21 protein-coding genes are annotated in these 22927 nt (G+C 44.7%); 10 read left to right on the plus strand and 11 right to left on the minus strand.

The genetic code is table 11. The annotated features are described in order from the left end of the window. Positions 1-26 precede the first annotated feature (26 nt). From IAQ59_RS07550 to IAQ59_RS07560, 3 genes are all read right to left on the minus strand, one after another. Positions 27-488 (minus strand): CBS domain-containing protein, encoded by a 462-nt coding sequence (locus tag IAQ59_RS07550; RefSeq protein ID WP_209330187.1) that lies wholly within the window; start codon positions 486-488, stop codon positions 27-29. A 104-nt stretch (positions 489-592) separates the two neighbouring features. After that, positions 593-1345 carry a copper homeostasis protein CutC gene (locus IAQ59_RS07555; RefSeq protein WP_209330188.1) on the minus strand — a complete coding sequence of 251 codons (753 nt, stop codon included), beginning with the start codon at positions 1343-1345 and terminating at the stop codon, positions 593-595. 3 nt (positions 1346-1348) lie between these two features. Then, complete coding sequence (locus IAQ59_RS07560; RefSeq protein WP_209330189.1) at positions 1349-2332, minus strand: isoaspartyl peptidase/L-asparaginase family protein; 984 nt, start codon at positions 2330-2332, stop codon at positions 1349-1351. Between the two features lie 275 nt (positions 2333-2607). Between IAQ59_RS07560 and IAQ59_RS07565 the strand changes: the two genes are divergently transcribed. From IAQ59_RS07565 to IAQ59_RS07580, 4 genes are all read left to right on the plus strand, one after another. Beyond that, a complete protein-coding gene (locus IAQ59_RS07565) occupies positions 2608-3852 on the plus strand; it encodes an ROK family transcriptional regulator (protein ID WP_209330190.1) in 1245 nt (414 codons plus the stop codon). A gap of 35 nt (positions 3853-3887) precedes the next feature. Continuing rightward, positions 3888-6215 carry a PIG-L family deacetylase gene (locus tag IAQ59_RS07570; protein ID WP_209330191.1) on the plus strand — a complete coding sequence of 776 codons (2328 nt, stop codon included), beginning with the start codon at positions 3888-3890 and terminating at the stop codon, positions 6213-6215. A gap of 167 nt (positions 6216-6382) precedes the next feature. Then, positions 6383-7276 carry an ROK family protein gene (locus IAQ59_RS07575; protein ID WP_209330192.1) on the plus strand — a complete coding sequence of 298 codons (894 nt, stop codon included), beginning with the start codon at positions 6383-6385 and terminating at the stop codon, positions 7274-7276. A gap of 77 nt (positions 7277-7353) precedes the next feature. Then, the gene (locus tag IAQ59_RS07580) at positions 7354-8730 is read left to right on the plus strand and encodes a vanadium-dependent haloperoxidase (RefSeq protein WP_209330193.1); all 1377 of its coding nucleotides are present in this window, start codon (positions 7354-7356) and stop codon (positions 8728-8730) included. A 68-nt stretch (positions 8731-8798) separates the two neighbouring features. On the opposite strand, the gene IAQ59_RS07585 is transcribed toward IAQ59_RS07580, so the two are convergent. The 3 genes from IAQ59_RS07585 to IAQ59_RS07595 form a co-directional block, all read right to left on the minus strand. Next, the gene (locus IAQ59_RS07585) at positions 8799-9311 is read right to left on the minus strand and encodes a cupin domain-containing protein (protein ID WP_209330194.1); all 513 of its coding nucleotides are present in this window, start codon (positions 9309-9311) and stop codon (positions 8799-8801) included. Positions 9312-9407: 96 nt separating this feature from the next. Beyond that, on the minus strand, positions 9408-10274 hold the full coding sequence (locus IAQ59_RS07590) for an ROK family protein (protein WP_209330195.1): 867 nt from the start codon (positions 10272-10274) through the stop codon (positions 9408-9410). Positions 10275-10290: 16 nt separating this feature from the next. Beyond that, on the minus strand, positions 10291-11697 hold the full coding sequence (locus IAQ59_RS07595) for a hypothetical protein (protein ID WP_209330196.1): 1407 nt from the start codon (positions 11695-11697) through the stop codon (positions 10291-10293). A gap of 194 nt (positions 11698-11891) precedes the next feature. Here IAQ59_RS07595 and IAQ59_RS07600 point away from each other — a divergent pair, with 194 nt between their 5' ends. Next, positions 11892-12110 (plus strand): PspC family transcriptional regulator, encoded by a 219-nt coding sequence (locus IAQ59_RS07600; protein ID WP_209330197.1) that lies wholly within the window; start codon positions 11892-11894, stop codon positions 12108-12110. Here IAQ59_RS07600 and IAQ59_RS07605 read toward each other — a convergent pair. Beyond that, entirely contained in the window at positions 12107-13114 is a 1008-nt protein-coding gene (locus tag IAQ59_RS07605) for a glycosyltransferase family 2 protein (protein ID WP_209330198.1), read from the minus strand. The two genes, IAQ59_RS07600 and IAQ59_RS07605, sit on opposite strands and share 4 nt — an antisense overlap. Further along, positions 13114-13446 carry a YbaB/EbfC family nucleoid-associated protein gene (locus IAQ59_RS07610; protein WP_209330199.1) on the minus strand — a complete coding sequence of 111 codons (333 nt, stop codon included), beginning with the start codon at positions 13444-13446 and terminating at the stop codon, positions 13114-13116. The genes IAQ59_RS07605 and IAQ59_RS07610 overlap by 1 nt, the downstream gene beginning before the upstream one ends. 209 nt (positions 13447-13655) lie before the next feature. Between IAQ59_RS07610 and IAQ59_RS07615 the strand changes: the two genes are divergently transcribed. Beyond that, a complete protein-coding gene (locus tag IAQ59_RS07615) occupies positions 13656-13949 on the plus strand; it encodes a hypothetical protein (protein ID WP_209330200.1) in 294 nt (97 codons plus the stop codon). Positions 13950-13986: 37 nt separating this feature from the next. Here the strand turns inward: IAQ59_RS07615 and hisS are convergent, their stop codons facing one another. Continuing rightward, a complete protein-coding gene (gene hisS / locus IAQ59_RS07620; protein WP_209330201.1) occupies positions 13987-15357 on the minus strand; it encodes a histidine--tRNA ligase in 1371 nt (456 codons plus the stop codon). A 349-nt stretch (positions 15358-15706) separates the two neighbouring features. Next, positions 15707-16222 carry a metallophosphoesterase family protein gene (locus IAQ59_RS07625; RefSeq protein WP_209330202.1) on the minus strand — a complete coding sequence of 172 codons (516 nt, stop codon included), beginning with the start codon at positions 16220-16222 and terminating at the stop codon, positions 15707-15709. Positions 16223-16386: 164 nt separating this feature from the next. Between IAQ59_RS07625 and IAQ59_RS07630 the strand changes: the two genes are divergently transcribed. Next, positions 16387-17367 (plus strand): pyruvate dehydrogenase complex E1 component subunit beta, encoded by a 981-nt coding sequence (locus IAQ59_RS07630; RefSeq protein WP_209330203.1) that lies wholly within the window; start codon positions 16387-16389, stop codon positions 17365-17367. A gap of 81 nt (positions 17368-17448) precedes the next feature. Here the strand turns inward: IAQ59_RS07630 and IAQ59_RS07635 are convergent, their stop codons facing one another. Then, complete coding sequence (locus IAQ59_RS07635) at positions 17449-19947, minus strand: TonB-dependent receptor (protein WP_245189491.1); 2499 nt, start codon at positions 19945-19947, stop codon at positions 17449-17451. 362 nt (positions 19948-20309) lie between these two features. Between IAQ59_RS07635 and IAQ59_RS07640 the strand changes: the two genes are divergently transcribed. From IAQ59_RS07640 to IAQ59_RS07650, 3 genes are all read left to right on the plus strand, one after another. Next, on the plus strand, positions 20310-21383 hold the full coding sequence (locus IAQ59_RS07640) for a sensor histidine kinase (protein WP_209330205.1): 1074 nt from the start codon (positions 20310-20312) through the stop codon (positions 21381-21383). A 38-nt stretch (positions 21384-21421) separates the two neighbouring features. Further along, positions 21422-22162, plus strand: a complete 741-nt coding sequence (locus IAQ59_RS07645; protein ID WP_209330206.1) for a LytR/AlgR family response regulator transcription factor — start codon at positions 21422-21424, stop codon at positions 22160-22162. A 196-nt stretch (positions 22163-22358) separates the two neighbouring features. Beyond that, a complete protein-coding gene (locus tag IAQ59_RS07650) occupies positions 22359-22874 on the plus strand; it encodes a hypothetical protein (protein WP_209330207.1) in 516 nt (171 codons plus the stop codon). Positions 22875-22927: the final 53 nt, after the last annotated feature.

The raw sequence follows: 22927 nt of genomic DNA on the forward strand, positions 1-22927 counted from the left end.
AATAAATTAACAATGGGTGATGGGGTTTACCACGTAGCGGACTTTAGCTTTGCCATTGCCCTTACAATATCACTGACACTCAACTGTCCGAGCAATTTCCCGTCTTTCACCACCGGAAACCGCCGGATCTTTAGCGCCAGAAATTCCTGGGCGGCATCGAAAATAGACAGCTCCGGATGCATGGTGATCACTTCCTTAGTCATCAGTTCCGAAACCGGAGCCGGAAATCTGGGGGTATTTGTATACTGCCCCTTTGAGATTGCCTTAAGACAATCCCCTTCCGAAATCATGCCTACCAATTGTCCCATACTATCTAGAACCGGCCCCCCGGAAATTTTCTTTCGGGTAAGTACTTCCATTACGTAGTCTATTGTGTCATCGGGATGGAATGTAATCACATTGGCCGTCATGAAGTCCTTTATTAGGATCTTCTGATCCCTTCCATTCTTGACGGGAATCTCCCGTACTCCTTGAAAACTCTTTACCATGGCTTTATTTGGGTTTTTTGTTAGAGGTTTAATTTACCAAAAAACGACCAAATAAACCAACAAAAGACCGGTTAAATCCAGATAAAGCGCCCCAATGCAACCTCTTAACCGAAACCGGCTACGGCTTTGATTGCCTGCCGGTACTGCAAAACCTTGTCAGGAGAAACCGTGAGCAAGCACCGAAAGCCCTCCGGATCGGCCGAAAGCTGAACATAGGGAGAGAAAAAGGTACTTGTGGATTCCCGGTAGGCTTTGCAGCTGCTGTGTACTTCCCTTAATTGGCCGGTCAGGGCAAGTTCCTTCAAGTGTTCCGGACGGGTACCTCCTCCCGGCATCACCGTGATAGCGTCACCACCCGCTTCGAACATCTCCTTCAAATTATCAAATCCTTCATCCACCGAGTTTCGACCTCCCGAACTCAAGACCCGGCGAAAACCGCAGCGTATTATCGTATCTAATGATTCCATCAGATCCTTTGACACATCGATGGCCCGGTGAAAGGTGCAAGGCTTACCCTCGGCAGTAGCTATCAAACGGCGGCATTCGGCAGCATTGACTGCCCCATCCTTATCAAGTATCCCAAACACAAAACCGTCCGCCCCTGCCATCCCCATCAAACGGATATCATACTCCATTACCGTCACCTCTTCGGGCGAATAGCAAAAATCTCCCCCCCTCGGTCGGATCATCACAAAAATCGGGATCGAAACCCGCTCTTTTAAATAGGTCAACAATCCCACACTGGGGGTAGTCCCCCCCTCTCCCACATCTGCACACAGTTCCAGCCGATCAGCCCCGTGTTTGGCGGCAAGCAGGGCTGCTTCCACCGTATAGACGGGTACTTCCAATTGTATCATCTCCTATTTTCGCTTAAAATGACTGCCCGAGTTCACCATGCCTCTTTCTCCCAAGGCATGCCGTGCAAAATTGAATCCCGGATGAACGGCGTAGGCGCCAAATTCTCCGTCTTTATTCAAAGCCAGAAATCCAGCTTGGATATTTTCAATATTACTATTTTTTGCGACAAGTCGCCTTACTGCTTCCTCACAGGCTTCTTGCGGACTCCTGCCCTGACGCATCAATTCCACGATCAAAAAGCTTCCACTGATTCGGATAATGGATTCACCCAACCCTGTGGCGGTAGCTGCGCCGACTTCGTCGTCTACAAAAAGGCCCGCCCCAATGATGGGGCTATCGCCTACTCTCCCGTGCATTTTATAAGCCAAACCACTGGTGGTACAGGATCCTGCCATTTTCCCATTGGCATCCATACCAATCATGCCAATGGTATCGTGATTTTCGATGTTTATTACCGGCTTGTACTCAGAAGTCTTCTTCCAGTTCTGATAGGCTCTTTCAGCCTTTTCACTCAACACTTCCTGTTCCATTGGAAATCCCTCGGCAAGTGCAAATTGGCGTGCTCCTTCCCCTACCAACATCACATGGGGGGTCTTCTCCATAACCAACCTTGCCAATGAAATGGGGTGCTTCACCTGTCGAACAAAGGCCACCGCCCCGCAGGCACCATCACCTCGCATAATCGAAGCATCCAACGTGGTAATACCTTCCCTATCCGGTAGTCCCTGAAGACCCACGGAAAGATTGTCCAAGTCATTCTCCGTCACCTTAACCCCTTCTTCTACCGCATCCACAATAGACTTACCACTATTAAGCACCTCCCATGCACGCTCGTTGGCTGCCATCCCATGGTCCCAGGTGGATAATATAAGCGGCATACTGCCTTTCCCAACAGGTTTGCCAAATGAGCCTTCTGCTATGGCAAGAGGAAAGGCAGCGCCAGCTCCAATTACCGTTTTTATTAAAAATTTTCTTCTACCTAGCATGGTCATACGTTAAATTTTAAAGGTTTTGATCTGAATTCGCATCGAAAAAACATTTTTTTTAGAAATTACTTTTTCTTTTAGTAATTTTATCCATCGCTTGCCGAATAGGTACGGCCTCAATTAAACCACTTCCATCATCGAGCTATCGGATACAACTGTCGGAAACTGCCTACAAACGACTGACCAAATTTAAATGAAAAGTTGGAAAATATTTTAACTTAAGTATATATTGATTAATAAAATTTTTTACTAACTTGCATTAATTTTAAACAAGCATGAATCTAATAGACCCAAAAGTAGTATTAGACAAAAAAGAAGGTGTAGTTGAGATAAAAAATTACATCAATAAAATTAGAATCATTAAGGAATTATATACCGGCGGTAGCAATACAGCCAGTAATATTTGCCAAATGGTGGGCATAAGCCTTCCCACGGTTAATTTATTGCTTTCCGATCTACTTGACGAAAAGATTGTGGTCAAGGAGGGCCGGGGGCAATCACAGGGAGGAAGAAAACCTGACCTATATGGACTTTCCGAGGATTCCTTTTACGTTGTAGGAATTGACTTAAACCGCTTCTCCGGAAAAGCAGCAGTATATAACACCAAGAATCAACGCGTCACCGATATCTTCGTCAAAAATATCCCATTAAACAACGAGGCAGTCACCATCGACTTGATTTACGAATTTGGCCAAGAAGTTATCCAAAGATCTGGAATTGCCGATGAAAAAATCATTGCCATCGGGATTACCATGCCAGGCTTGGTAGACGGAACGGCGGGATTCAACCATACTTACCTTAAGTCTTCCAAGAAAAGTCTGACAGAGATTTGGGAAGGTAGATTCGGCCGTAAGGTATTTATCGAAAACGACGCCCGGGCCAAAACGCTTGCCGAATTTAAATTTGGGCAAAAGGGAGACTTGAAGAATGTACTCGGGATGTTTGTTGACTGGGGAATAGGTTTGGGAATCATCATAGATGGCAAGCTTTACCGCGGATTTTCCGGTTTTTCGGGAGAATTTAGTCATTCACCCCTTTTTGATAACAAAGACATCTCTTGCTCCTGCGGAAAAAGGGGATGCTTGGAATCTGTGGCCTCCGGTACGGCAGTTATCAGGTTGGCCAAAGAGGCCATTGCATTGGATGCGGAGTCGATATTGGCAAAGATGGCGCAGGCAAAGGGACAGGAACTGGATCCGTCTACGGTAGTGGAGGCGGCTATAGCGGGAGATCAACGTGCAATCGGGATTCTCTCAGATGTGGGGCTGGACTTAGGCAGAGGCATCGCCATATTGATTCAGTTGCTCAATCCGGAACTCATCATATTGGGTGGTGCGATAGCCGAAGCAAGTCAGTACATTACCACGCCTATACAGCAAGCGCTGAATATCTACAGCATGGCGAAACTTCGCGAAAAAACCGAGATCCAACTATCCAAATTGGGAAGCGAAGTGGGCTTGATGGGTGCTGTAGCTATTGTCAACGAACACATATTCGAAGACACAATCAACTACAATTGAACCAATTAGAGAAGACGAAAAAATAAATCTGCATTATGCTAGCGAACTATCCTTTATCACCTGCTGAAGAAGCCTTTTTGAAAGAGTCCGGGGTGGAAAAAATCACCAGCAAAATCCCCTACCTGATTGTGGACAATTTCCCAAAATTGGGATTGATGACTGCATGTCGGTTTTTAGAGTGGGCTGCTGACAATCCAAACGGTGTGATCAGCCTGCCTACCGGAAAGACGCCGGAATACTTCATCAAATGGACGCAGTTTCTTCTGGAAAACTGGGACAAGAAAAAGGGAATGGAAATCCGTGAAAAATACAACCTTCAAAACGTCAAAAAGCCGGTTTTGAAGGATCTGCAATTTGTTCAGATAGACGAGTTTTACCCTATTTCCTCTTCTCAAAAAAACAGCTTCTACCATTATGTAAATAAATTTTACATAGAAGGTTTCGGACTGGATCCAAAAAAAGCCCTTCTGATCAATTCGGACGAGATACCCCTCGCAAAAGGGAAATCCTACCGAGAAGTGTTTCCGGACTTCAAAGTGGATCTGTCACTACGCTTCCGAGAAGCCAACACCGAGAGTGAAAAGCAAAAGCAAGAGTCCATTTACCTAATAGACAAGTGGTGTGCAGAGTATGAAGCCAAAATAAGAGCGAAGGGCGGAATTGGATTTTTCCTAGGAGGCATTGGCCCCGACGGACACATCGCATTTAACACACGTGGCTCTGACCTTTTTTCAACCACACGGTTGACTGAAACGAATTTCGAAACACAGGCTGTTGCAGCCGGAGATCTGGGCGGCATTGAAATTTCGGCAAACCGATTGGTGATCACTATTGGCCTTGACACCATCGTACACAACCCCGAGGCAGTGGCAATAATCATTGCGGCGGGAGAGGCCAAAGCACCGATCGTAAAAAGCTCCCTGGAATCCGAGATGACCAACCTCTATCCGGCCACGGTACTTCAAAAATTGAAAGCAGGCAGATTCTACCTTACAAAAGGAGCTGCCGTTAAGCTGGAAGATAGTGTGGAACGCTTTTACACCCAAGGGGAATGGTCTGAGACCAAAACAGAACGAGCCGTGCTGGATCTGTGTAAAAAGCTGCGGAAATATGGTCACCGCATCACACTGGAAGACCTTAGAAACGACAAATATACTGCGCTAATTCCAACCTTGAATGAACGAACGGCCAAGGAGGTAATCAAAAGCATCAGCGCAAAAATAGACCGTGGTCTTGCGGAAGAAAAAAATGAGGTTTTACTTCATACGGGGCCTCACCACGACGATATTTCGCTGGGCATCTTGCCCCATATCACTAAACAACTCCATGAAAATTCCAACTCAGCTCACTTTGCTGTATTGACTTCAGGATTCACGGCGGTAACCAATTCCTTCGTAATAGACACCCTGAAAAACACAAAGCGGTTTTTGGATGAAGGGCGGATTCAGATGGTGAAGTATGACGACTTTTTTGATACCGGCTACAAGCTAAAAATGGACAAAGATGTGTACCATTACCTGACCAACGTAGCCTCTGAAAATGCAGACGAACGTCTACGAGGTCTGTGCCACCGGGTAGTGAGAGCCATCGTGTTTATCTATGGTGTAAAATCGCCCATGGAGCTTCGCGATCAGATCAACGAGATCATCACCGTTCTTAAAAACTCCTACGATGGGGAGAAAAATCCGAAAAACATACAGACGCTGAAAGGTATGATCCGGGAGTTTGAGGAAGAGTTGGTTTGGGCACACTTTGGTGTTCAGGTAAAAAACGTGCACCATCTACGCCTCGGGTTCTATACTGGTGATATCTTCACCGAGCAACCCGACAAAAAACGGGATGTGGAGCCCATTTTAAACATGCTCCGTGAAATCCGCCCTACCAAACTTAGCCTAACCTTGGATCCGGAGGGAAGCGGTCCGGACACGCACTACAAAGTATTACAAGCTACCGCTGAGGCCGTCAGGCAATGGGGAGAAGAAGAAGATCTGAGTAATTTCAAAGTAATCGGATACCGAAACGTTTGGTTTAAATTTGATGCCGCAGAGGCCAACGTGATCGTACCGGTTTCACTCGGTGACATGTCTGTGATGGAGGATTCCTTTTCCAACTGCTACCTAAGCCAGGTAAACGCTTCGTTCCCAAGTTATGCCCACAATGGCAAATTCAGTACCCTGGCCAAAAATACTTGGGTAAACCAGTTGAGCGACGTTCAGCTACTTCTTGGGAAAAACTATTTCTACCAACACGATACCGCAAAAGTGCGCTCAAGCCATGGACTGATTTTCTTCAGGGAGATGAATGTGGACGAATTTTTGCGTGAGGCAAGAGAGCTGGAGAAATCTACAGAAGGCATGTTCTGATCCTAAGGATCATGCCAAGAAAGGGGAACTTACCCTGCCGGATGGTTGCTGGCAGGGTAAGTTCTCAGTTCTTTTTTGTTTTAAAAACGAATAGGCCAAAAATCTGGTGGTTATACCAAGCTTACAAAGTGGAACTGCCGCCGATTAATCAGCCGAATAGACATCAGATGATAGCTAAAAATCACGTTTTAGGGTTAGACATCGGAGGAACCAAAATCAGCTCAGGGCTTAACGCCGATGGGTTGATCTTTGAGCGATTGGAGAACAAAACACCTCATTCCGAATCACAGGAATACATCCTCGAGGCCATTGCTGAACAGATTTCCCACTACCTCCCCTATCGCTTCCAAGCCATTGGAATCGGAATACCGGGATTAGTAGATCCTGACAGGGGCATCGTATATAATTTAGCCAATATTCCTTCTTTTCAAAAAGTGCCAATGAAGGACTTTCTGGAAAGCCGGTTTAATGTGCCTGTTGTGGTAAATAATGATGCGAATTGCTTCACACTAGGAGAGTATCATTTCGGCCCAACTAAAATTCACCGTCATGTCGTAGGTATTACCTTAGGAACCGGTATAGGCACGGGAATCATTGCCAATAACCACCTCTATACAGGCTACATTTGTGGAGCAGGAGAATGGGGCGGGGTTAGTTACCTCGACAAGACCTTTGAAGACTACTGCTCTAGCAAATTTTTCAAAGACCAGTATGGAGAGAGCGCCAAACGTCTGGCGAAACGAGCATTAGATCAAGACCCGCTGGGGGTAGAAGCATTCAGCACGTATGGAACACACCTCGGCACACTCATCACCCGGATCCTATACACGTATGCACCCGAAGCCATTGTAATCGGAGGATCCATTCGAAAGGCTTTCCCTTTGTTTGAAAAAACCATGATGCAGGCGGTGGATACTTTCCCCTACAAAGCTATTTCGAACCATTTACGGATTTATGTTTCCGAATTGGACGACTCAGCGATATTAGGAGCGATTTCTCTGGTAGCGGAGCATCAATTTCAACAGGATAATTCCAAAATTTCTAATCCGGCCATCAGTTGAGCCAAGGGGAGGATCTGCGTCCCACTTGATCCTTCCCGAAATTTACCATACTTAAACTCGTTAATACAGCAGGCGTTATGAGATGGAGAAGATTTGGTTTTCTTTTTTTGGCAATCATCAGCTGCCTCTCCGAACAGGTCATGGCAAGAGTCGAAACTATAGAAACCCCGGCTACCAAAGATGTCACCCTGTTTATTGAGCATTTGTTTTCTGCTACCGATGTGATGGTGACCGATGTAGCCACTCCTACTGGCGCGGCGCGTTTTTATGCTTACATACTCCTTGGAGCCTATGCTGTTCAAGCTGAGTTGGTTCCCGATGAAGTTGATCCGGCTTTGTTCCGGCGGTTGAACGAATCCTTTGAAAACAAGCCCTTTACTGGAGACGTGTCTGATTTGAATGCAGCATTTTGTACCATCTATAGTATGCTTGAAGTTGGAAAGTCGATCATGCCATCAGGAATAAAATTAGCTGAAAGCCAACAGCTTCTTATTACACAGTTTACCAAAGGAGGCAAGATCAAAAAAAAGCATCTTGCGGATCATATTGCTTACGCAGAGGCCAAAGCAAATCAGGTCATTGCGTATGCGGCGACCGATGGGTACCGAAAACTCAGTACGCTTCGCCGCTACAGCCCCAGCCCGGAAAAAGGACGCTGGTATCCTACTCCTCCATCGTATATGGCTGCCATTGATCCCGAGTGGGGTACCCTCCGCACGTTCTTCTTGGATGACCTACCCCGGTTTGATCCTGCTCCACCGGTCCCCTTTTCAGAAGATCGGAATAGCCCGTTTATCCTGCTGACTGAAGAAGTATACCAAGTTACTGCTGCCCTAACAGAAGAACAGAAGCTGATCGCAAATTTTTGGGACTGCAACCCGTTTTTCGTCGCCTACAGTGGCCACATGGCCATTGGAATCAAAAAAATTTCGCCTGGCGGTCATTGGATAGGTATAACGGGAATTGCGAGCCAACAGGCGGGGCTTACCTTTGCCGAAACCGTTCATATACATACTTTGCTGGCCCTTTCCCTTCATGATGCTTTCGTCAGCTGCTGGTCGGAGAAATACCGCAGCGATCGAATAAGGCCCATCACTGCCATCAATAAATACCTGGATGAATCATGGCAACCTCTACTCCAAACGCCCCCCTTTCCGGAATATACCAGTGGTCACAGTGTCATCTCTAGGGTAAGTGCCCGGGTGTTATCCGCCTATTTGGGTGATGATTTCAATTTTATAGATACTTCCGAAGTATATTTTGGTTTGCCGGAGCGGGCATTCAGTTCGTTCATGCAGGCCGCCGAAGAAGCTGCGATTTCCCGGCTATATGGAGGTATTCATTTCCGCGATGCCATAGAAGAGGGTGTAAAACAGGGAGACAAAATTGCAGATTATATCCTGGAAATCAACGATCCAAAGGGGGGGGCATCGGTTTCCAAATTAATCAAATAATACCTCGGCAATTTATCAAAAAATAAGTGAGGGAAATTTGACAAACAAACTTCCCTCGCTACATGGAATTATTTCCGGCTAAAATCGTCCTGCACCCTGACGATATCTTCCTCGTCAGAGGGGTTTTCAGAGTCAGTATGCATCCAGATTTCCGCTACCACTCCCCAGTTGTCGAGCCCAATTAACCTATGTCGTTCGCCTTGCCTTAGGCGAATTACTTCATTCAACACCATTTTGTTCAAATCTCCCTCTACATCGGTTTCACTTCGGATAATCCCACCTTCGCCCGCGATAAGCTTCCATATCTCAGCGCGGCGGAAATGATATTGCCAAGAAAGGCGCATCTCTGGTGCTACCAATAGTATCTTTGGGCTTAGCTTATTTTTTAATTGGAATTCAGAAAAGGCTACTTCCGAAAAAAATGTTGCCCGAAACGCCTCTATTTGCTTCTCGTTGATCACAAAAAACCCACCCCATGGTCTTTGAGAATCTTCACTAAAGATCTCAAACCCCTTCTCTTTTAGCCAATTTCGAACCTCGTCGAAAACTTCCTCCTTTGTCAAATCCTTCTGAATCTTCATCAAAATCAAAATTAACGTAAAACAAACTTCTCCGCACACGCTATCATGCGCAACTACCCCACAAGTAATTTGAACAAATATATAAATATAATACTGTTATTCTGAAAGTAAACGTATGCAATTACTAGCCGCACCGATCAGTGCTGCATCTTCGCCCAGTTGACTGAAGTGAACCGTCACGAGCCTGTGTTGCCGTTCCAATTCCTGCATCATTTCCGAATAAAAATAATCTCTCCCCTTGGCCAGGTTACCACCTATGACGATCTGATCGATTCGCTCCATCTGAATGATTCCTGCGAGGAAATCGGCAAGATTCCTTCCAAATTCCTTAAAGGCTTGCTTGGCTACATCGGGCTCCAAGGCCAACAACTCTTTAGGACCTATTCCTTCACGCCCACATGTTTCGCTGGCATATCGGATAAACCACTCTGTACCCAAATAGTACTCCGCTTGCCGGCCCCTAAAGGGAGAAGACCAGAGCGCCGCATCCATTGCTTGATCGCCAAACCGGAATGCAGAACCCAATCCAGTACCGAGCGTGATACCCATAAGCCGATGTATGGTAGGGATCCGTTGGTAAAGAGCCTCACCCTGTAAAAATGAAGCGGCATCGTTAAAAAAATGAATTTGAGCAGGTTGCAGACCCAAGCCCTGAGCCAACAGATTCTTTACATTGCAAGCATATAGATGGCGAAACTTTCCCTGCTCCTTGAGTAGCGCCACCCCCTCGCCATAGTCAAATGGGGCAGGCATGGCAATTCCGATTTGATCCTCATGGGCTAGATGAAACGATGAGAGTACCTCCAGCCAAGCAGAGAGGATTTGGTCCTTTGTACCGTAAGAATCTACCGGCCGACGAACCACCGATGCCGGAACCAATCTGAGTCGCTCCAACTCAACCCATCCGGCGGTGATATGAGACCCTCCAATATCTACGCCCAAAACCTTTCGGGAAAATTTCATCTTTGTACCGGTGTATCTATCGGAAAATATCTTTGAACCGATCGTGCTGACGGAAAAACAAAAACTCCATGTCTGCCATGGCCCGCTGCCTCAGGTATTCATTTTTTTCAACAGCTTTGGCGATATTCTCAAAAAAACGATCTTCCTCTCCGTTTCTAGCACCAATCAAGGCAAGTCCATAAAAAGGATAACCGTTTTCGATTTCCAGCACAGCGCTGTCTTCAAAGGCGGTCAGGGCATTGTAATAGTCTTCCATCATCAAATAGGCCAGGCCCCTATTAAACATATTGACCTGATTCCGATCCCCTTGGTTCAAATGAGTTGCCGCAAGCCTGTAGTCTCCATTCAAAATAGACACGGCACCCAGCTTGGCTTGATGCAGCTTTCGGAGTTCCTCGGACTGCGTAAGAGACATGCTGATGTAAAAACCTTGGTAAGCTTCCAGGAAATTCCCTTGTAAAGCTTCGATCATAGCGATATTGAAAGATGCATAGGGATTTTCAAAAATACCGTTTGCACGTTCAAACGCATCACGTGCCGCACTCAAAAAACCAATCTTTTTACTTTTATCAACCTCCCTCTGGTACATGTTGAGGTAAGTTACCCCTAGGTTATTCCATGAAAACACACTGGGATACCCCTTTACCATCGCAAAGTAGAGTTTGTTTTTCTCCGATAGACGTGGCTCATTGGCCGCTGCATAAGCCAGTTCAGACTCGGTAAGCACTTGAGGAACAGCGTTATTATTTCGAATGTGATGGGCCATTATTGATATCTCCATCGGTGTTTTCTGAATCGCTGGCAAGCCGGAAGTCAAGTTGGGAATACGCAAAATAACCTCTCTTCTCAACGCCACATAGTGCGGACTTTCTTGCAGTTGCTTTTCTTTGTACGAAAAATCCCCTCTTCCTTGTATAAGCGTCATAATCTGGGCCCTTTCATCCATTCCTATTCCACTGTAGGATTGAAGTGCATCTTTAAAAGTCCGCCAGCCGTCTTGAAACATACCATAGCTATCCCTTCCTTCCAAGGGAACGTACATACCTATCTGAAAAACATCACCCGATTCATAGCGCTGCCCCAGTTGCGTAAGTGAAGGCGTATTCTTTACTCCTCGGGCGATCACCGTGCTTTTTGTACGCCTCTGGTACCATCCGCTATTATTGTAAGCAATGCCATAGACCTCCAAAGTCCCTGACTCCATACCGTCTTCAAAACGCATAGAAAACTTTTGGCGCTTTTCCGGAGTAACAGATGGCTCGATCTTTGCTCCTTCGAAAACAAAAGTGGTCTCATCAAAGACCACGGCGCGGCTACCATAATGAAATTCGGGGATCAATTTGTAATTTGCATTCTTATGGAAGACTTGTCTGGGTAGGGAAACCCTGAGTTCGAATCGGACGGAATCACCATATCGTTCCAAGGGAACCGGATTTAAAGTGATTTTCTGATTTTCAACTTTTTTTATAACTTGCTGAACGCTACAGGAAGAAAACAGCAATAGAAAAAAAAGAATCGTATGAATTGTCGGCTTTAACATAACAAACGTAGGTTGTCGAGGTTATCTTCAATGTTGAATTTTTATTTGCTCCAGTTTACCGTCTAATTAATCGCTATATGGAAAAGATCAAACTGTACTTTCAGGAGAGCGCCTTCGGTGTCTGTTCAAAATTAGGGGAAAAACTCAACTTCCCCATAGATAGTATCCGGTTGTTTTTCATTTATACGTCATTTATTACGTTGGGATCGCCCATTATCCTATACGTAAGTCTGGCCATGATGATGAAACTCAAAAAATATTTCAGAAGAATGGCAAACCCGGCCCTTTTTGACTAAGGAATATCGGTATATCTGGTCTTGCCACGCAAATAGTAAGCCAAAATGATGCTTCTTACCCCCCCTATTTTGGTTGATATCTGGGAGGGGAAGCTCATGTGATCTCTATTCATCAAGTGCCGGTCTCGTAGGAAATGCACGTATGCCTTATGTATGGCCCAGCTGTGCGCCAGCCCATTCGAAAAAGCAATATGTACCAACGCCCCAAAATCCAGAACGATGCGCATGGCAAATACTTTTAAAAATGCTAAACCAGAAAGGTTTTTATACAGCATAAAAAGGCTGTTTCGGAAATTTAAGTAGGTCTTTTTCGGATGGCTTTTTTTTAGTGTACCTCCACCTAAATGAAATACACCGACCTCCGGATTGACTGCAATCTGCCATCCCCTCCTTCGTATTCGCCAGCAAAAATCAATCTCCTCCATATGTGCAAAAAAATGCTCATCAAACCCCCCAAATGTATGAAAAACCTCGGCTCGCACACAGAAACAAGCACCTGATGCCCAGTCAAGGGGTACATTCATTTGATACTGTCCTTGGTCCTGTTCCAACGTATGCAGAATCCTGCCGCGGCAATAGGGATAACCAAAAGCGTCTAAAAAGCCACCCGCAGCTCCGGCATAGTCAAAATAGCCCTTTTGTACGCAAGAAAGCATTTTCGGCTGTGCTACTGCGACCTCTGATTTTGCTTCCAAAAAGTGAATCATCCGACGATCCCAATCGGGAGTTACTTCAATATCGGAATTTAAAAGAATATAATAGGCGTATTGGCCTTTCAACTGGGCTAATCCAGCATTGTACCCCCCACTATAACCACCATTTTTGGGAAGTGTCACTATTTTGATAGCTGGATAGTGGCTTTCCAGGAATGGCACCGAACCATCAGTACTGGCATTATCGACCACTACAATATCAAAGACACTATGCTGAACAACGGATGGAAGAAACCTGCGGAACATGGCTTCTCCGTTGTAATTCAAGATAACAATCGCGGCAGTGCGCATCAAAACATATTGCCAAAGTCCATCCCTGGGATGTTGGGCATCATACCCTCAGTAGCACCTTTCATTTTTTCCTTGATTTTCACTTCAACGGACTGCATGGCGTAGTTCGTTGCCGCCACGATAAGGTCCTTCATCATTTCCTTATCGGCTGCATTTACGAGCGAATCGTCTATAAACATGTCCAGAACCTTCCGCTCCCCGTTTACCACCACCCGAACCATGCCCGCACCGGCTTCTCCTTCCGCCCTCAGGTGGATCAATTCCTGCTGTGCAGATTTAATTTTTGCCTGGGCCTCCTTGACCTTATTCATCATCGACATGATATCAAACATACGCTTGGGGTTTATCTTTTTTTACAAATATAAAACAAATCAAATGTAGGGCATGGGAGACAACTAAAATTTAATTCCAAATTATCCATAAGAACATATTATTATATGGATAAAATAAATTATAAAAGTGATTGAAACTATATTTGATAGATTACCGTAAGAAAAGTTTGTAAGGCAATTACTCAAAAACAACCCTAACCAACGACTATATGGAAAATTACGAAAAAGAAATTTTAAAGATTGACAAGGAGGCTGTTCGAGAAATCAGCTTCTCGAAAACAGATGTGCTGCTTGATGAGGATGCAAAAAAACTAAGAAATCATGATCTTCACCGAGCTCAAATATTGGGAAACAGTTCAAAAAGCAAAGTTTCCATTACTTTTGAGGCTGAAAATAAAAGAGCCTATCAGATAGAAACAACCATATGGTGTGTTGGCTCGCAATTTATCACACTAAAAGGCGGTGTATGCATCCCCATCCAGTCCATCACAAAAGTGGATTAGCAGGCGAGGCGGTCAAAAGTTAATTTGACCGCATTTTTTATGTCAGTTCAGCTAGTACTCCGTCAAAATCCATCGTTTGCTGTTCTCCGGATTTTAGGTTTTTGAGGGTAATTTTTCCAGACTTCATCTCCTCTGAACCTATAACAATTGCATAAGAAATTTGCTTCTTGTCCGCATACACAAATTGCTTTTTGATCTTTGCCACTTCCGGGAAAATCTCCGATGCTATACCGGCATTTCGCAGCTTGGACAAGATTCCGAGCCCAAAAGCCATTTCTTCTGGACCAAAGTGTGCGATCATCACCTTTACGGGAGATTCACTTAAGTCCTGAAAAAGCCCAAGTTCGTTCAATACATCATAAATCCGATCCACTCCAAAAGAAAAGCCTACTCCCGACACACCCGGAAGCCCAAATACGCCGGTTAAGTTATCGTAACGACCTCCACCACTTACCGAACCAATGGATACGTTATTTACTTTCACCTCAAATATCGCACCGGTGTAATAGGACAGTCCACGCGCAAGCATGGGATCGAACTGAATGAATGTTTGCTCTCCGCCAAGTTTATCTAACAGGCTAAAAACCTCTACCAACTCCGAAACACCTCTTGAACCTACTGCACTATCTTTCATTAGATCCCTGAAAAAGGCGATAGACTCGGCATTCCCATCAGGTTGTCTCAACACCATAGGAGCTAATTTTTCCGTGGCCTCAACCGAAAATCCACGCTCAAAAAGCTCCTCACGAACTTTCTCCCAACCGATCTTGTCCAGTTTATCTATCGCCACGCAGAGCTCCTGTTCTTTGCCAGGCGCTCCGATAACCTCCGCCAATCCGGTCAAGATTTTCCGGTTATTTACCTTAATGGTGTATTCTTCCAACCCAAACGTGGCAAAAACACGCTTAATCATAAGGAGTATTTCCGCTTCACAGACAAGGCTATCAGTGCCCACCACATCGGCATCACACTGATAAAACTCCCTGTATCGCCCTCGCTGGGGGCGATCGGCCCGCCACACCGGCTGAATCTGAAATCGCTTGAACGGAAAAACAAGTTCGTTTCGGTTCATCACCACAAAGCGCGCAAAGGGTACCGTCAAGTCGTACCTCAGCCCTTTCTCGGAAATCTTTGGAAGCATCGAAGGCGCACCCTGCGCAAGATCCTCCATCGTAACCTGCTTCAGATAGTCTCCACTATTGAGGATTTTGAAAAGCAATTGATCTCCTTCATCTCCATACTTCCCAGTCAGTGTAGCTAAGCTCTCCATCGCTGGAGTCTCCAACTGCTGAAACCCAAACAAGCGGAACGTATCTTTGATGGTTTCTAAAATATAGTTTCTTCTGGCCATCTCAATGGGGCCAAAATCACGGGTGCCTTTCGGGATACTGGGCTTGGAAATACTCATCGATCACAAATTTTGGCCAAAGTTATCAAATGCCTCATTAAATAAACAGTGTTTGGCTACCTCCTTTTACATCCCTCCTATTTTTCCCAAAAATGCCATGGAGATATCCGATTATTACACTATCTTTGCCCCTCATTTGAACTTACTTGTAATCCTGAATAGCAATGGCCGTTACTACATTAAAAAGAAAGCTGAGAAGAAAAAGACAGGGACAAAACACAAGAGTGCTTAAAATCAAGCAGTTGAATGCGAAGCCTGTAATCAAGAACGTAGATGTGGAGGAAATCAAAAAAAGTTTTTCCTAAGGTTCCGCCTGGGGAAAATGCCTTTCATTGAATGCCCGGTTTCTTTACTTAGAGCTGGGCATTCCTCTTTTTCCAAGTTCCACCACTACCAAATCGCAAACTTTTCCATTTCGAACCGTAAATTTCAGTAAGGTTCTCACCTTATGAAACCCTTGAAGCCCTACTGCACCTGGGTTCATGTACAAGCAGGCCAACTGTGCATCGTATTCGACCCTGCAAATATGGGAGTGCCCACATACAAACAAGGAGGCACCCGATGACTGAATACGGTCTTTGACCCCTTTGGCATACCTTTTGGGACTGCCTCCAATATGCAGCATAAGTACGCTCAGCCCTTCTACCTCGAAATACAGTTCCCCGGGAAAATGATCACACATTGCTTTGTCGTCGATGTTGCCGGTAACGATGCGTAGGACCTTCCCTTTTGGCAGACGGGTCACCACATCGATAGCACCAATATCCCCAGCGTGCCATATCTCATCAACCTCTTCCAAATGGGTCAATATGCCATCGTCCATGTGGCTATGGGTATCCGAAATCAATGCAACCGAAATAGGCATATTTTAATGTTTATGGAGGATTTGCTACAATAAAAATCAAATACTGGATTTTTGCAACCTAGCAAGCGGGTAGGGTCGGAAGCATTCAAGTTAATTAGCCGCTTGAACTTGGTTATTGGGAGATTCCTTTCTATTTTTACGACCATAGATAATTTTGCATATACATGAAAGAAATACAGTTTAGAGACGCTATTCGGGACGCCATGTCGGAAGAAATGAGACGGGACAAAAACGTCTTTCTGATGGGTGAAGAGGTGGCCGAATACAATGGCGCTTACAAGGCAAGCCAAGGGATGTTGGACGAATTCGGCCCCGATAGGGTTTACGATACACCGATATCGGAGCTTGGTTTTGCTGGATTGGGGGTCGGGGCAGCAATGAACGGGTTAAGGCCCATCATTGAATTTATGACTTTCAACTTTTCGCTGGTAGCCATAGACCAAATCATCAACTCGGCGGCAAAAATGTATGCGATGTCCGGAGGTCAGTATTCGGTACCAATCGTATTTCGTGGCCCAACCGGAAATGCAGGCCAATTGGGCGCTACGCACTCTTCCAACTTTGAAAATTGGTTCGCCAATACGCCCGGCCTAAAGGTGGTGGTACCTTCCAATCCCTATGATGCGAAAGGACTGTTGAAAGCTTCCATTAGGGACAATAATCCTGTCATCTTCATGGAATCTGAGCTGATGTATGGTGACAAAGGTGAAGTACCCGAGGGCGAATACTTGCTTCCACTTGGTGTGGCCGACATAAAACGTAAAGGAAAAGACGTGACCATCGTTTCCTTCGGTAAAATTATCAAAGTTGCTTACGAAGCGGCAGAGGAGTTGGCAAAAGACGGTATCGAGGTGGAAATCATAGACCTGCGAACCGTGCGCCCTATCGATTACGATACGGTTATACAGTCGGTAAAAAAGACCAACCGCTGCGTAATTGTAGAGGAGGCAAACCCCTTATCTTCCATTGCCACAGACCTGGCATTTAACATTCAACGCCTGGCATTTGATTACCTGGATGCCCCTATCCTGAGGGTGAACTCCATGGATGTGCCATTGAGCTATGCTCCAACCTATATCGAAGCAACCCTACCTAATGCCAAACGAACGATTCAGGCAGTCAAAAAAGTGCTTTACAGGGATTAGTATTAGCTCCAAATCCGGAACTAAAAAAAAGGCTTCCACGCGGAAGCCTTTTTTTTTTAATAAACTCAATCCCAAACTCTTTTAATTCTCAATCATGGTACCTCCGCCCTGTTGCTTAAGGTCTTCGTTAGTGACGCCTCGCTTCTTTCTGCGCTGACCGCCATCCACACTTAGTTTGCCTATCCGATAGGAGAAATTCACCTTAAAGTTCATGTTTCTAAGGGAGGTGATACTTTGCTGCATGATGGTTGGTGTATACAATTCATTTCGGATCTTAAACTCGGTAGTAAAAAAGTTCTCCGCACCAAACCCTATCGTGCCGCGTTTTTCGTTAAACTGCTTGTTCAAGCTCAAGCTGTAGATCCCAAACCCTCCGGCGGTACCCTGCAACTGTACTGCCCGGCCTCTATAGAATGAAAAAGCTTGGATCTGCCAGTTTTTTGGCAGGGTGTAATTTCCAAACAATCGGCCACTCACCACAAAACCTTCATTTTGAGCTGCGTATAGAGGATCCTCCAGACCGTTGTCTAATTTCGCATAATAGGTATCTACGCTGCCGTTGATGGAAAACTTGCCGGACACATTGACGTTTGAAAAAACGCTCAACCCGTACGCCTGTTCTCTACCGATATTCTCATAGGTAGTAAATATCACGTCATCGTCTTGAACGGTTCGCAAAGGTTGAATAGATCCTGTCGTATTTCGATAGTAGCTGGTAAAATTGAGCGATGATCCTTTGATATACGTGCTATAGGACATCTCATAGTTGTCTGTCAATTCAGGATCCAACAACGGATTACCCTGCGTAATCTGTAGTGGGTTGGCTGCCTGTATGTTTGGATTCAGGAAAGTAAGGGACGGACGCTGAATACGCCTGTTATAGGCAGCCTTTACCATGTTACCGTTGGAAAGCTTTCTGCCTAGATTCACACTCGGCACAAAAACTCCGTAATCAGGGATATTTGCGGGTAAATCCGAATTTCTGAAATCCGCCTGAATAGTCGTGTACTCATACCGTAGACCAGCCTTTAAGGTGTAATTTTCCAAAAAAGCCTGGGTAAACGACAAATATCCTGCGGTTACGTTTTGGTCGTAATTAAACTGATTGGAAAACGTGACATTTTCATTCTGAACGAATGGTGCCCCGGGTCCATCTGCTTCGAAGTACGCGAAATCACTGACCGCCTTTCTCAAAATATTTTTGGCTCCGTACTCCAAAATTTGATCACCACCAGATCCTAAGGGAGTTACATAATCCAATTGAATAGTAAATTCTTCGTTGATACCTGCATTGTCGTTTCTTACGCGGTAGATAATCTCATCAAAGCTGGAATTGTACAGGCTATTGGTGAAATCGTTCGTCAGGTTGTTTCTGCTATATAGGGTGGAGATTGCAAATTCCTTCTGTGGCTTTTCGAATGTCTTGGTGTAATTGAAATTGAAATCGATGGTATTGGACAAGTTGTCCGTGTTTACATCCCGGAGCAAAGAGCTGAGTAGTTCTTCTTCCCGATAGGTATCGGTCAATAGTCCATCCTGCCGGTTCCGCATGTTCCTTACACCTACGCTCAATGAGGCGGTCAGAAAGTTGTATTTATTAATATCGTAATCCCAGCCCAGATTGTACCTTCCAAACAACATGTTATTTCTTGTATCTGCAGACTGCAAAATACGGGTATTGGCTCCATTGGGATCGAGGAGAGTCTGCTCGTTTTCAAAGCTGCCCAAGATATTGTAGCCAGAACGCCCAAAACCTCCCAGACTCCATCCCATTTTCCCCTTTTTAACACTTGCGTTTGCCCCCAAATTGGACCCGCGTAAGCCCGCGCTACTATTGATATTCAGGGAAACGCCCTGAAGCTTATTTTTCTTAGTGACAATATTGATCACACCGCCCGTACCTTCTGCGTCGTATTTTGCCGAGGGGGAAGTGATTACCTCTACCGATTTAATCTCCTCCGCAGGAATCTGCTTCAACGCTTCAGCGATGTTGTTTGCTACAATTGCCGATTGCCTACCGTCTATTAATACCAAGATATTACTACTGCCCCTCATGGAAACATTTCCATCAAGGTCCACAGAAAGCATTGGCACCCTGCGCAAAACGTCGGAGGCATCGCCCCCTGCGGTGGTTAAATCATTTTCAGCATTGTAAATGGTTCGATCCACTTTCTCTTCAATCAGTTGTCTTTGCCCCTGAACGACCACTTCTTGAAGAGCTACCGATTCCTCTACCAACTGTATTTCGCCTAAATTGAAATAATTACTGGTCGGAGTGACTTTCAACTCGATAGGTTCGGACGTATTGTATCCCATAAAAGATACACGAAGTCGATAGTTACCATCCTTAAATCCGGTGATGAAAAATTCACCGTCATCGTCTGCAACAGCACCTGCCACGTTCTTATCTGTTTCAGCTTCCACTAGTATAACAGATGCATAGGATACCGGATTTTGGGACTTATCGGTTACCTTTCCGGTGATTTGGTAACTTCCGGCTACATTTTGCCCAAACGACGAAAAGCCGAGACCTAAGAAGGCCGCCACAATCAGCAAGGCACTAACAGTAATTTTTTTCATTTTGTAAATTGTACGGAGCATTTTGATTGGTTTCTTTTTCAAAATCTAACCCAAAGGAACGGAATGAGTTTACCCAGAAAAAATCTACTAGACGAAACCGCATCTTTTATAGACGAAATACCCCAAATCTACGGTATCTCCATCTCGGCGCCTCAAAAGAACGTTGGTCGACCAAAATCGCGAATCTACCGATTCATTCCGCAGAACTGTATATTGAATAGCTTGATAAATCGACTATTTATTATGTTTACCGTCTAAAATCAGTGCCCCCAGCGACTCCGGTTCGGATTCCCTGCCGCATATACCTTCCTCATTTGACAATACGAATGGGCAATGCCAAACTTTCGGAATAACATCGTAAAATGAAACCTACCCTATTTAGAAAAAACTTAACGGTATTGGTGCATGTGCTTGCTTGGCTACTGGTAGCGTTGGCCTTGTTTGTCATCAACCCATTGTCTTGGAGAATAGATCTTCCTATGGAGTTTTGGGTGAAGCAATTCCTTATTTTAACCATATTGATTTGGTCGTTTTACGGAAACATCCTCTACGTGGCACCCAAATTTCTCTTCCGGGGAAATTACTGGCAGTATTTGTTTATCGTTCTATTTGCCGGCTTGGCCTTCGTCCTGATTTTACAAAAGTACGATAGTTGGGTAGAGTTTTCCCGTCTGATGCATGAGGCTTTTCGCCCGGGACAACCGTATGTGCCCAGACCGAAAAGCTATACGTGGGATATTGTCTTCTACATGCAGTATGCGCTTAGTATAGGCATAAGCACCAGTATCGCAGCAGTTCATAAGTGGCAACTGGAGGATATAGTAAGACGCCAATTAGAAGAACAGAAAAAACTATCCGAGCTTTCTTACCTGAAAGCACAAATCAACCCCCATTTCTTTTTCAATACATTAAATAATATATATGCCCTTATCAATTTCGACGTAGAGCAGGCCAAAACTGCACTATTGAAACTCTCCAGAATGATGAGATATGTGCTATATGAAACAGAAAAGGACAAAACCTTCCTCAGCGCTGAAATCAGTTTTATCAAAGATTATATTTCACTGATGCAAATACGCGTATCCGAAAAAGTGAAATTAGACATCCAAATTCAAGAAAAATTCGATGAGGTGCCCATAGCCCCCATGATGATCTTGCCGTTTGTCGAAAACTGCTTTAAGCACGGTGTGAGTGGAAGCAACCAAAGCTATATCAAAATACACTTGCACATGGAGGAAAAGCGACTGATCCTTGTAACAGAAAACAAAATCACAGATAAAAACCAGGCTAGTCCGGAAACATCCCGAAAAGGTATAGGTCTGACAAACACCCTGAGAAGACTTTCCCTGTTATATAAAAATAAACACATACTTACCATTGACGACACCAATCCGGAAAGGCTCTACCGGGTAAATCTTTCCATTGATCTGACCTAATTTTTTTGGATGATATCAAAAATTCGTACCTTTTCCCAATGATCGACAACAAAATCAGATGCATAGCTGTAGACGATGAACCGTTGGCCTTGGCGTTAGTGAGTGGATTCATTTATCAAACCCAATTCCTAGAGCTTGTAGGTAAGTTTGACAATGCAATCGAAGCGTTAAATTTTCTCCACCATAACGAAGTCGACCTGATTTTTTTAGACATCCAAATGCCCGATTTGACCGGAATGGAGTTGGCGAGAGTTTTAGAAGGCAGGAAAAGCCCACATAATCCGAAGATCATCTTTACGACCGCCTATGATCAGTTTGCGCTAGAGGGGTACAAAGTAAATGCACTGGACTATCTCTTAAAGCCGTTTGGATACGATGATTTTTTACGCGCAAGTACAAAAGCCTATCAGCTCTCCCAATCCGCCCATTTCCCGCCTCAGGTTTTCGCTCCACAGAAGGATTATATTTTTCTCAAAGTGGAATATCAACTGGTAAAAGTCTTTCTAAAAGATATTATTTGTGTGGAGGGATACAAAGACTATGTGAAGGTGCATCTAAAAGATAGGCCCCACCCGTTGCTTTCCTTGACTTCGTTAAAAAATCTCGAGGAGATCCTCCCGAGCGAACATTTCATGCGCGTGCACCGCTCATTTATCGTCTCGTTAGACCACATAGAGTCGGTAACCAAAAATACCGTAAACTTGGGCTCGTTCAATATAGCCGTTAGTGACCATTACAAAGATAATTTTTTAAAATTTATGGAAAAATGGATTAACTAAACCCAAAATAGCTTTTTTGCACGGCATTTGCTGCTTACCCGCTCAAAGGGTTTCTGTTTTTTCGCGTCTGCCTACGCTCCTATAGCTGAACCTTCAAAAAACCCTCCGAATAAGGTGTTCCGAGTTTTACGCCTTAAAAAAAACAGAACTTTCTTAAAGAAATAAACGTAAAACGTACAAAGAAAAAAATAACATTATGAAATATCCAGGAATTATTGCTTTATCCATCTTAACATTCACATCCTGTCAAAAAAACACGAGCGAGGAGAGGTTCCTCTATGAGGAAGAACGTGTAGTGGATTTGGAAACAGGTGACGAGTATTTTCTTCAAAATATGGATACCCTAACCGTGGTGCACATCGACGGCAAATCGGAACAGCTTGTGGTGTCTGCTGCACCCTTCTCAGACAGCGAGGAACTCGAATTGCTAATTTCCTCCTACAAAGAAAAAATCTCCGATAGAAAGGAAAGCATCTTTACGGAACAAAAAACGAAAATCATTGAGGAGCGAAAACTCCGCTACCAAGAATATAGTGACGAAGAGTTACTCGCTTACTTTAATAAAATCCATCAAGACGATGAGCCCTATGGACAACAAATGGATGTCATGGCAGAACTGGTCAAAAGAGAAGCCGTCTTAGCAATCGATGTGCCTGAACTCTTGGAAATAGATACCGCAAAGGTGGATTTCAATGCCGACTATACCAACTAAAACAAAAATTCCTACCCAACATCGGGTTTTGGATCCAATTACGCAAAAAAGGT

The sequence above is a fragment of the Lunatimonas salinarum genome (assembly GCF_017811155.1).
Taxonomy (GTDB): domain Bacteria; phylum Bacteroidota; class Bacteroidia; order Cytophagales; family Cyclobacteriaceae; genus Lunatimonas; species Lunatimonas salinarum.

Excerpts from the sequence above, each read along its gene's own strand:
- IAQ59_RS07555 (WP_209330188.1), bottom strand. The coding sequence starts at position 1,345 with ATGATACAATTGGAAGTACCCGTCTATACGGTGGAAGCAGCCCTGCTT.
- IAQ59_RS07630 (WP_209330203.1), top strand. The coding sequence starts at position 16,387 with ATGAAAGAAATACAGTTTAGAGACGCTATTCGGGACGCCATGTCGGAA.
- hisS (WP_209330201.1), bottom strand. The coding sequence starts at position 15,357 with ATGAGTATTTCCAAGCCCAGTATCCCGAAAGGCACCCGTGATTTTGGC.
- IAQ59_RS07650 (WP_209330207.1), top strand. The coding sequence starts at position 22,359 with ATGAAATATCCAGGAATTATTGCTTTATCCATCTTAACATTCACATCC.
- IAQ59_RS07560 (WP_209330189.1), bottom strand. The coding sequence starts at position 2,332 with ATGCTAGGTAGAAGAAAATTTTTAATAAAAACGGTAATTGGAGCTGGC.
- IAQ59_RS07570 (WP_209330191.1), top strand. The coding sequence starts at position 3,888 with ATGCTAGCGAACTATCCTTTATCACCTGCTGAAGAAGCCTTTTTGAAA.
- IAQ59_RS07625 (WP_209330202.1), bottom strand. The coding sequence starts at position 16,222 with ATGCCTATTTCGGTTGCATTGATTTCGGATACCCATAGCCACATGGAC.
- IAQ59_RS07645 (WP_209330206.1), top strand. The coding sequence starts at position 21,422 with ATGATCGACAACAAAATCAGATGCATAGCTGTAGACGATGAACCGTTG.
- IAQ59_RS07550 (WP_209330187.1), bottom strand. The coding sequence starts at position 488 with ATGGTAAAGAGTTTTCAAGGAGTACGGGAGATTCCCGTCAAGAATGGA.
- IAQ59_RS07590 (WP_209330195.1), bottom strand. The coding sequence starts at position 10,274 with ATGAAATTTTCCCGAAAGGTTTTGGGCGTAGATATTGGAGGGTCTCAT.
- IAQ59_RS07585 (WP_209330194.1), bottom strand. The coding sequence starts at position 9,311 with ATGAAGATTCAGAAGGATTTGACAAAGGAGGAAGTTTTCGACGAGGTT.
- IAQ59_RS07635 (WP_245189491.1), bottom strand. The coding sequence starts at position 19,947 with ATGAAAAAAATTACTGTTAGTGCCTTGCTGATTGTGGCGGCCTTCTTA.
- IAQ59_RS07605 (WP_209330198.1), bottom strand. The coding sequence starts at position 13,114 with ATGCGCACTGCCGCGATTGTTATCTTGAATTACAACGGAGAAGCCATG.
- IAQ59_RS07640 (WP_209330205.1), top strand. The coding sequence starts at position 20,310 with ATGAAACCTACCCTATTTAGAAAAAACTTAACGGTATTGGTGCATGTG.
- IAQ59_RS07615 (WP_209330200.1), top strand. The coding sequence starts at position 13,656 with ATGGAAAATTACGAAAAAGAAATTTTAAAGATTGACAAGGAGGCTGTT.
- IAQ59_RS07600 (WP_209330197.1), top strand. The coding sequence starts at position 11,892 with ATGGAAAAGATCAAACTGTACTTTCAGGAGAGCGCCTTCGGTGTCTGT.
- IAQ59_RS07565 (WP_209330190.1), top strand. The coding sequence starts at position 2,608 with ATGAATCTAATAGACCCAAAAGTAGTATTAGACAAAAAAGAAGGTGTA.
- IAQ59_RS07575 (WP_209330192.1), top strand. The coding sequence starts at position 6,383 with ATGATAGCTAAAAATCACGTTTTAGGGTTAGACATCGGAGGAACCAAA.
- IAQ59_RS07610 (WP_209330199.1), bottom strand. The coding sequence starts at position 13,446 with ATGTTTGATATCATGTCGATGATGAATAAGGTCAAGGAGGCCCAGGCA.
- IAQ59_RS07580 (WP_209330193.1), top strand. The coding sequence starts at position 7,354 with ATGAGATGGAGAAGATTTGGTTTTCTTTTTTTGGCAATCATCAGCTGC.